We start from the raw sequence: 8,526 nt of genomic DNA, 5'->3' as shown, positions 1-8,526 counted from the left end.
ATTTTAATTTTTCAACATATAAGTCGCTGCTATGCATGGCCAAATGCTCTCGTCTACCTAAAAAAGAATAGGAGCAAATCTCCTATTCTTTTATTCTGTAAAAGCCCGATTTGTGAGGGCGAATAATCAGTAGAAAATCTTTACTGATTTTATTTAATATAAAGCCTTTTTTGTATTATTCCGAATAATTCCAAGGGATTTTGCTACTGTTAATGCATTTTTTTCTTCGATTTCTTGTTTTCGAGGGATAGGATTATACATGTTGTTAGGGTCTTCCCATGTGAGGGGAAGTTCGGCAGTTGCTTGTCCTTTCCAAGCTTCAATCCATTCTGGAGGGAGATAACCTGAGATGTTTTGGATGTTATTCATTTCGAGCCAAATAAGTGCCCACGCTCTTGGGACGACGCGCCACATGTCGTAGCCACCGCCGCCAACGGCAATCCAGCGTCCGTTGCAGTATTCATTTGCGATTTCGTGAGCAAGCTTTGGAATCTCGCGATAAATTTGCATTGTTGCACAAAGGTGTGTAAGTGGATCGTAATAATGCGCATCAGCGCCGTTTTGCGTTAAAATGATATCTGGTTTAAAGTAAGCGGCCACTTCTTTTACAACGGTGCGGTAAGACTGTAAAAAAGACTCATCTTCTGTGAAGGCATCGAGTGGAACGTTAAAAGAATAACTGTATCCAACGCCTTGTCCGCGCTCATTGACTGCACCAGTTCCAGGGAATAAATAGCGCCCTGTTTCATGAAGTGAAATCGTACAGACGTTAGGATCATCATAAAAAGACCATTGAACACCATCACCGTGATGAGCGTCTGTATCAATATATAACACGCGCAATCCATATTTTTCTTGGATATATTTAATAGCGATAGAGCTATCGTTATAAATACAAAAGCCAGATGCTTTGCCGCGGAACCCATGGTGTAAACCGCCACCTAAGTTTAACGCATGCTTTGCTTTGCCGGACATGACTGCATCAACAGCTGTTAATGTACCGCCAACAAGTAATGCACCTGCTTCATGCATACGAGGGAACATTGGTGTATCTTCTGTTCCAAGGCCGTATGTTACCCCGATTGATTTCTCTAATTTTCCTTCTCCAGCACGTTTTACCGCATTTATGTATTCCTCTGTATGAATCAAAGCAATCTCCTCGTCTGTTGCCATCCTTGGCGGAATGACTTGAGAAGGAGAAATAAAGCCACTCTTTACTAATAAATCGTACGTGAGTGTAACGCGAAGTTGATTAAAGGGATGTTCAGGGCTAAAAGAATAGCCCCGAAAATGATCTGAGTAAATGAAGGCGCTCTTCATGCCTGCATCCCCATTATATTTGGCCATAAGACATGGTGTCCTTTTGCTTCTAATGCTTCAATCACCCTTAGAGGATTCATCGTTTGAATGCGGAAAACGAGTACTTTATGATTCTCATCTTTTGCTGGATAGACAAGAACGCTTACGATATTAATTTGTAGCTCACTAAAAATAGCAACTACTTTGCCTAGAATACCGGGTTCATTTTTTACTTGAATTTCAATTTGTGAACTCGGCTGATGAGCACCCGTTAGTTTGACGAGTGTGTGCAGTACTGTCGATTCTGAAATGATTCCAACAAGCTTTCCGCCTTTTGTAACAGGAAGACAGCCAATTTTATTTTCAAAAAATAGAGTCGCAATTTCTTCAACGAAATCGAGAGGATGGCACGTCATCACAGGGTGTTTCATAATGAGCTGTATCGGTTGCTTTAGCATATCGAGTGAAACTTGTTCATCCAGAATAGACGGGCTTGCATCTCGTACATCGCGGTCGGAAATAATGCCGACGACATTGTTATCATGATTTACAATTGGAATGTGCCGAATGTTCTTTGTACGTATTGTTCGTAGAGCGGTTTCTATCGTATCATCTGGGTGCAGTGCGATTACATCGTGATTCATAATCTCTTCTACAATCATTTTATAGGTCTCCCCTCTTAATACATAAAGCGATTTTGAAAGCGTAAGCGGTCGAATGCTTGGATAGAGTTTGTATCAACGCGTTTTCCGATGCGAACCATTAAGCAGTTAGCAGGATGGGAACAAATTTCTGGATCATCTGTTGCCATCCATTCTAAATCACCGGCATTCATCATTTTCTCCATCACTTTGCGATATTCCCAAACATTTAAACCAGTTTGTTTTAAATCCCAATGCCAATAGTATTCAGTCGTTAATATAATATAATCTTCCATATGATCATCCATCATCGAAACTTCTAATAGATTTTTTCCAACAGAGCAGCCGCGGAATGCTGGAATGACTTCAATTGCCCCGAGTTCAATTAAATTCTCTATATTTCCTTCTGACCACCGCTCTAGCGGATCAGGATATAGGTATGTAACATACCCGACAATTGTTTGAGCATGTCTAGCGATAAGAATGCGAGCTTCTGGTAACTTAGAAATTTCGACAATTGCTTTATATTGCTGATCAGCAGGGCGAAAGGCAACTAAGTCTGGATGAAATTCATACATTTCGAGATTATGTGTAGATACAGGACCTTCAATGATTAAGGTTCCTTTTGCTGTTTTTAAATTTCTAGCATTATATATTTTTTTATGAATCAATGTTTTGCTCACCACCTTGAGGGTTTGTGAATCTACTATTATCGTACTTTATAATATATGCGATGTGAATCGAATTTTGTCAGTAAAAATATGTCTAAAAATCAACAAATATACTGAAAATTTTAAATAATGCTATTATAATAGATAATAGAATACATAGGAGGGGGATGTAAAGCATGAAAATGGAAACGCTTCCTGTCATTAAAGGAGAAAATAATTTGTTGAATTATGGAGAAACATACGCAGGCTTCAACTGGGAAGAGGTAAATAAAAACTTTTCTTGGTATGAAACAGGCCGAGTGAATATGGCATATGAGGCAATTGATAAACATGCGAAATCTGATCGAAAAAATAAAGTAGCACTTTATTATCAAGATGGATCACGCAAAGAAAAATATACATTTAAAGAAATGCAGGAGTTCTCTAACAAAGCGGGAAATGTCTTGAAAAACTATGGTGATGTGGAAAAAGGAGATCGCGTTTTTATTTTCATGCCGCGTTCACCGGAATTATATTTTGCACTTCTTGGTGCAGTGAAATTAGGCGCGATTGTTGGGCCGTTATTTGAAGCATTTATGGAAGGTGCGGTACGCGATCGCCTAGAAGATAGTGAAGCGAAGGTGCTAATTACGACGCCCGAATTGTTAGAACGTGTACCACTGAATGACTTACCAGCGTTAAAGACAGTCTTTCTTGTTGGAGAAAATGTAGAAGACGGCGGAAAGCTTGTCGCGTTTAATCCATTATTTGAACAAGCTTCTAACAAGCTGCAAATTGAATGGTTAGATCGTGAGGATGGATTAATTCTTCATTATACGTCTGGTTCTACAGGGAAACCAAAAGGAGTTCTTCATGCGCAAAATGCAATGGTGCAGCACTATCAAACAGCAAAATGGGTGTTAGATTTAAAAGAAGACGATGTATACTGGTGCACAGCTGATCCAGGCTGGATAACAGGAACTGCCTACGGTATATTTGCACCGTGGTTAGTCGGAGCGTCAAACGTTATTGTAGGAGGACGCTTTAGTCCAGAGGCATGGTATGAAGCGTTGCAAGATTATGGTATAACGGTTTGGTATAGTGCACCAACAGCGTTCCGCATGCTTATGGGAGCTGGCGAAGAAGCAATTAAAAAGTACGATTTATCACAGCTGCGTCACGTACTAAGTGTTGGTGAGCCATTAAATCCAGAAGTAATTCGCTGGGGAATGAACGCGTTTGGCCTTCGTATTCACGATACATGGTGGATGACAGAAACAGGGGCACAAGTTATTTGTAACTATCCTTGTATGGAAATTCGCCCAGGATCAATGGGGAAACCAATTCCAGGTGTGAAGGCAGCGATTGTTGATAACGAAGGAAATGAAGTACCGCCATATACAATGGGGAACTTAGCGATTGCTAAGGGATGGCCAGCTATGATGCGCGCTGTTTGGAACAATCCGCAAAAATATGAGTCTTACTTCATGCCGGGAGATTGGTATGTATCAGGTGACTCTGCTTATATGGATGAAGATGGATACTTCTGGTTCCAAGGACGTATTGATGATGTAATTATGACGTCTGGCGAGCGTGTTGGTCCATTTGAAGTAGAAAGTAAATTAATCGAGCACGCTGCTGTAGCGGAAGCTGGTGTAATTGGTATTCCGGATCCAGTGCGCGGGGAAATTATTAAAGCGTTTATCGCACTGCGCGCAGGATATGAAGCGTCCGATGAATTAAAAGAAGAGATTCGCCAATTTGTGAAAAAAGGTCTTGCAGCTCATGCAGCGCCAAGACAAATTGAATTCCGAGATAAATTACCAAAAACGAGAAGTGGTAAAATTATGCGACGCGTATTAAAAGCGTGGGAGTTAAACTTACCAACAGGCGACTTATCAACGATGGAAGATTAAGAGAGAAAGGTCTGAACGATGTTACGTTCAGGCTTTTCTTTTTGCGCGATCATGTAGTAGTTGGCGGGAATCCTGCGAAAATAATTAAAAAAATAAAATAATTTTTGAACCATTTGCCTCCAGTATTTGTATAAGTTTATGACAGGATAGATTAGGAGGCGGTTTATATGCAGAATAAATGGATGCTTATTTTTGCTTTATTAGGAATTATAGTCGTATTTTCTTGTGGCACGTTATTGCCTATGGCGATAGGATTTAAGGTTTCGATGATTACTGGGGGAATTATTATGATTGTTATGTTTTCTATCATTTTCCCTTTTGATAAGAAGCATGTTGTACGAAAAGAAGGATATAAAATTGATTTTATAAAAACAAAAATATATTTTCGCTGGAATGTATTTGATACAATTTCAGTTTGTCTTGCAGTGTACGCATGTATATGTGTGCAAGCGTTAAATATTTTAGTTTCAAGTGGGTTTACGATTCAAAACCCATATGTTCAGTTTTTTACGAACCAAGCGCAGGTTTGGACATTAGTCGCAAGTATTTATTTAGTTAGCCGAATCTCTTTAACGTTAAAGGGGATAAAGGAGATTAAAAAACATGGTGCAGATTGGGATTGAGGAAGAGCTCATGCTTGCATATCAAAATGGAGATAAGCAAGCTGGAGAAAAACTTTATGTTTTGATCAAACCAGCGCTATATACATTTTTGTATCGATTTAACCGTGATGAGCAATTGAGTATAGATCTCGTTCAAGATACGTTTTTATCGTTAGAACGTAAGAAGCATATGTATGAGATTGAAAAGGGGAAAATTAAAACGTATTTGTTTCAAATCGGCTATCGCCTTATGATTAATAAATTGAATCGAAGAAAAAAGTGGCGCTCTCTTTTACCGTTTTTAGTACCGATTCAGGAGAAGGAGTTTTCACAAGAAGACCGGCTCACCGTAAGAGAGGCAATTTTGAAAGTTCCTGAGGATCAGCGGGCTGTCCTGATTCTTTCCTATTATCATGATATGCCGCAAAAGGAAATCGCAGAGGTGCTTAATATTCCTGTAGGAACGGTGAAATCTAGGCTTCATAACGGCATTAAGAAATTGAAACAATTGCTGGAGGTGGATGAAATTGAACGAAAATCCCTTTGATAAGGAATATAGATTGAGCCAGCATTTAGATAGCGATCATGTGGAAATTCCTGATTTTCCGCAAAAAGTTAATATGGGAGATCGTTTTTTACGTTTTCTTGCGTCTCCAGCAAAAGATCCTGTGGCAGCGACGATTGGGAATGATTTATCAATTGCGTTTCATGTATCGTTATTAGCTGGTGTTCCGGTTCTTTCTGTCATTATGATACTTATTGCGAGTCTCTAGTTAAGGAATTGTGTATAGCTTTAAAGTGGAAAGATAACGTATCATTTTCTTCGATTTGACACACAATAGTAAATAATGATATAAAGAAAAGTATATGAATAATTGAGCGTGGAAAGGGAGAAGTAGTGATCATTTCCCTGTTTTAGAGAGCTGATGGTCGGTGGGAATCAGCACATAGATGATCGCGAATTACGCCCCTGGAGCATCTTTTTTCGATTGAATCGTATTCAAAAGGGAAAAGACGGTGTTGAGCCGTTATGTGAATGAGGTGGTAGGCTTTTTTGCTTACAACTAGGGTGGTAACGCGATGATCAAAATCGTCCCTTATTTGAGGGGCGATTTTTTTTTGTTTTGTTTTCATATTTCACGCTCAAGTAATGTAAAGGAGAGTATGTAGAGTATGGGTATTTTACAAGATCTTGAATTTCGCGGATTAATTAATCAGCAAACAGATGCGGAAGGTTTACAACAATTATTAGAAAAAGAAAGTGTAAAATTATACTGTGGTTTTGATCCAACAGCGGATAGCTTACACATCGGCCATATGTTACCGGTATTAATGTTACGTCGTTTCCAATTAGCTGGTCATCAACCAATCGCACTTGTTGGTGGTGGTACAGGTATGATCGGGGACCCAAGTGGTAAAAAAGCAGAGCGTACATTAAATACGAAAGATACAGTTGCTTACTACACAGAAAGTATTAAAAATCAGCTTTCAAACTTCTTAGAGTTTGAAAATGTAGAAAACCCAGCAACAATGGCAAATAACTATGACTGGCTTGGAAACTTAGATGTCATTACATTCTTACGCGATATCGGTAAAAACTTCGGTTTAAACTATATGTTAGCAAAAGATACAGTAGCATCTCGTTTAGAGACTGGTATTTCATTCACTGAGTTTAGTTACATGATTTTACAATCATATGACTTCTTAAACTTATACCAACAACATAATTGCCGTCTACAAATCGGTGGTAGTGACCAATGGGGTAACATAACAGCTGGTCTTGAATTAATTCGTAAATCAGAAGAAGATGCGAAAGCATTCGGTTTAACAATTCCACTTGTTACAAAATCTGACGGTACGAAGTTTGGTAAAACAGAGGGCGGCGCAATTTGGTTAGACCCAGAAAAAACAACTCCTTACGAGTTCTACCAATTCTGGATTAATACAGATGACCGTGATGTTGTTAAATACTTAAAATACTTCACATTCTTATCTCATGAAGAAATTCTTGAGCTTGAGAAGCAAGTAGCAGAAGCACCAGAAAAACGTGCAGCACAAAAAGCATTAGCAGCTGAAATGACTGAGCTTGTTCATGGTAAAGATGCATTAGAGCAAGCAATTAAAATCTCTGCAGCATTATTTAGTGGTTCTGTAGCTGAATTAACTGCAAATGAAATTGAGCAAGGTTTCAAAGATGTACCATCTGTAGAACGCAGTGCAGAAGATACAGTATTAATCGACTTGCTTGTTGAAAGTAAAATTTCACCATCAAAACGCCAAGCGCGTGAAGATGTAACAAATGGTGCAATTTACGTAAACGGTGAGCGTACACAAGCACTAGATTATGTTGTAACAGAAAAAGACCGCATTGAAGGTAAATTTACAATTATCCGCCGCGGTAAGAAAAAATATTTCTTAATTCGTTACTAATCAAGTAGTATGAAAAAAGGCTTTGGGGAGATAGATTCCCCAAAGCCTTTTTTGTTTTAATCTTCTCTCTATGTTCATACGGAAGTCACAAGTGAGGAGTATGATGTATGTATAAGATAGAAAGAAAGGAGTGGTAACACAAAATGTCACTAGAAGCGCTCATTATTTTTTCTTTGCTAAATGCGGGTCAGCTTGCGGAGAATACACAAAGCACTGTACATATACATAAAAATCCTGCAGATGCTTATGTATATGTGGAAAAACAAGAAGATAAATAAATTTATTATATATATATCGTATGAATAATGAAAAAAACTCTCATGTGAGAAGGGATTGATTGACTATTATCGATAAAGTGTCAGTCAATGGATTACCACAACATAAAGTACGTAGCAGTAAGAATAAAACATACTATGTTACTGAAGCGAAAAATATAAACGATTAAAGCCGACTCTTATATGAGTCGGCTTTAATCGTTATTTCATTCCCATTTGGCCTTTGCTAGATGCAAGCTTTTGTCCGTCTTTCTCCATGAAAGTTACGTTAAAGTTAGCACCAAAATCGCCATTAATATTTTTAGTCCAGCTAGCCATAATCATTTTCATATCACCGGCTTGTGACTCAGATTTATTAGATGGTTCACCGAATTTAGCAACCAAATCTTCATATTTGTCTCCGCCTTCACCAGACATAGAATCTCCAACTTTAATCGATTCATAGTCAGCAAGCGTGATTTTCTTTTGTTTTTCTTTTTGTGGCTGCTCTTGCTTAGATTCTTGTTTTGGTTCAGCATTCGTTTTAGTTGCTTCTTTATTATCTTTGCTACCAGAACCACTTGCTGCGGCAACGATAATAACAACGATTACCCAGAACCACCATTTTTTATAGAAAGGCTTTTTCATCTAGTGTACCCCCAATATGTATATTTCGGATATAAGTATATCAGACTTTTAGGGTATTATTATTTTTTTGAAAAAACATATTATTT

10 protein-coding genes and 1 other annotated feature are annotated in these 8,526 nt (G+C 38.3%); of the genes, 6 read left to right on the top strand and 4 right to left on the bottom strand.

The window, feature by feature from the left end; translation table 11 throughout:
• Positions 1–153: 153 nt before the first annotated feature.
• Genes V7183_RS14110 through V7183_RS14100 form a run of 3 tightly spaced genes read right to left on the bottom strand, consistent with a single transcriptional unit; the run spans position 154 to position 2,611 of the window.
• Entirely contained in the window at positions 154–1,320 is a 1,167-nt protein-coding gene (locus V7183_RS14110; protein ID WP_335359921.1) for an acetoin utilization protein AcuC, read from the bottom strand.
• Entirely contained in the window at positions 1,317–1,961 is a 645-nt protein-coding gene (locus V7183_RS14105) for an acetoin utilization AcuB family protein (RefSeq protein WP_335359920.1), read from the bottom strand. The genes V7183_RS14110 and V7183_RS14105 overlap by 4 nt, the downstream gene beginning before the upstream one ends.
• Before the next feature lie 17 nt (positions 1,962–1,978).
• Complete coding sequence (locus tag V7183_RS14100; RefSeq protein ID WP_335359919.1) at positions 1,979–2,611, bottom strand: GNAT family N-acetyltransferase; 633 nt, start codon at positions 2,609–2,611, stop codon at positions 1,979–1,981.
• A 176-nt stretch (positions 2,612–2,787) separates the two neighbouring features.
• Here V7183_RS14100 and acsA point away from each other — a divergent pair, with 176 nt between their 5' ends.
• The 6 genes from acsA (at position 2,788) to V7183_RS14070 (ending at position 7,816) form a co-directional block, all read left to right on the top strand.
• Entirely contained in the window at positions 2,788–4,506 is a 1,719-nt protein-coding gene (gene acsA / locus V7183_RS14095; RefSeq protein ID WP_097899547.1) for an acetate--CoA ligase, read from the top strand.
• A 167-nt stretch (positions 4,507–4,673) separates the two neighbouring features.
• Complete coding sequence (locus tag V7183_RS14090; RefSeq protein ID WP_097899548.1) at positions 4,674–5,129, top strand: hypothetical protein; 456 nt, start codon at positions 4,674–4,676, stop codon at positions 5,127–5,129.
• A complete protein-coding gene (locus tag V7183_RS14085) occupies positions 5,110–5,655 on the top strand; it encodes an RNA polymerase sigma factor (RefSeq protein ID WP_335359918.1) in 546 nt (181 codons plus the stop codon). The genes V7183_RS14090 and V7183_RS14085 overlap by 20 nt, the downstream gene beginning before the upstream one ends.
• The gene (locus V7183_RS14080; RefSeq protein ID WP_097899550.1) at positions 5,636–5,881 is read left to right on the top strand and encodes a hypothetical protein; all 246 of its coding nucleotides are present in this window, start codon (positions 5,636–5,638) and stop codon (positions 5,879–5,881) included. The genes V7183_RS14085 and V7183_RS14080 overlap by 20 nt, the downstream gene beginning before the upstream one ends.
• Positions 5,882–5,981: 100 nt before the next feature.
• Positions 5,982–6,209: a binding site (T-box leader), on the top strand.
• 72 nt (positions 6,210–6,281) lie between these two features.
• Positions 6,282–7,538, top strand: a complete 1,257-nt coding sequence (tyrS, locus tag V7183_RS14075) for a tyrosine--tRNA ligase (protein WP_097899551.1) — start codon at positions 6,282–6,284, stop codon at positions 7,536–7,538.
• A gap of 143 nt (positions 7,539–7,681) precedes the next feature.
• Positions 7,682–7,816 (top strand): transporter, encoded by a 135-nt coding sequence (locus V7183_RS14070; RefSeq protein WP_097899552.1) that lies wholly within the window; start codon positions 7,682–7,684, stop codon positions 7,814–7,816.
• Positions 7,817–8,014: 198 nt separating this feature from the next.
• On the opposite strand, the gene V7183_RS14065 is transcribed toward V7183_RS14070, so the two are convergent.
• A complete protein-coding gene (locus V7183_RS14065; RefSeq protein ID WP_335359917.1) occupies positions 8,015–8,440 on the bottom strand; it encodes a DUF3862 domain-containing protein in 426 nt (141 codons plus the stop codon).
• Positions 8,441–8,526 lie beyond the last annotated feature (86 nt).

This window comes from Bacillus sp. JJ1127, from assembly GCF_036965845.1.
Classification (GTDB): domain Bacteria; phylum Bacillota; class Bacilli; order Bacillales; family Bacillaceae_G; genus Bacillus_A.
Note: the sequence above shows the minus strand (reverse complement) of the source record. Positions and strands in the feature narration are given on the sequence as shown.

Bases quoted from the DNA above. Each gene is read 5' to 3' on its own strand.
- tyrS (WP_097899551.1), top strand. From the start codon at position 6,282: ATGGGTATTTTACAAGATCTTGAATTTCGCGGATTAATTAATCAGCAA.
- V7183_RS14085 (WP_335359918.1), top strand. From the start codon at position 5,110: ATGGTGCAGATTGGGATTGAGGAAGAGCTCATGCTTGCATATCAAAAT.
- V7183_RS14065 (WP_335359917.1), bottom strand. From the start codon at position 8,440: ATGAAAAAGCCTTTCTATAAAAAATGGTGGTTCTGGGTAATCGTTGTT.
- acsA (WP_097899547.1), top strand. From the start codon at position 2,788: ATGAAAATGGAAACGCTTCCTGTCATTAAAGGAGAAAATAATTTGTTG.
- V7183_RS14070 (WP_097899552.1), top strand. From the start codon at position 7,682: ATGTCACTAGAAGCGCTCATTATTTTTTCTTTGCTAAATGCGGGTCAG.
- V7183_RS14105 (WP_335359920.1), bottom strand. From the start codon at position 1,961: ATGATTGTAGAAGAGATTATGAATCACGATGTAATCGCACTGCACCCA.
- V7183_RS14110 (WP_335359921.1), bottom strand. From the start codon at position 1,320: ATGAAGAGCGCCTTCATTTACTCAGATCATTTTCGGGGCTATTCTTTT.
- V7183_RS14090 (WP_097899548.1), top strand. From the start codon at position 4,674: ATGCAGAATAAATGGATGCTTATTTTTGCTTTATTAGGAATTATAGTC.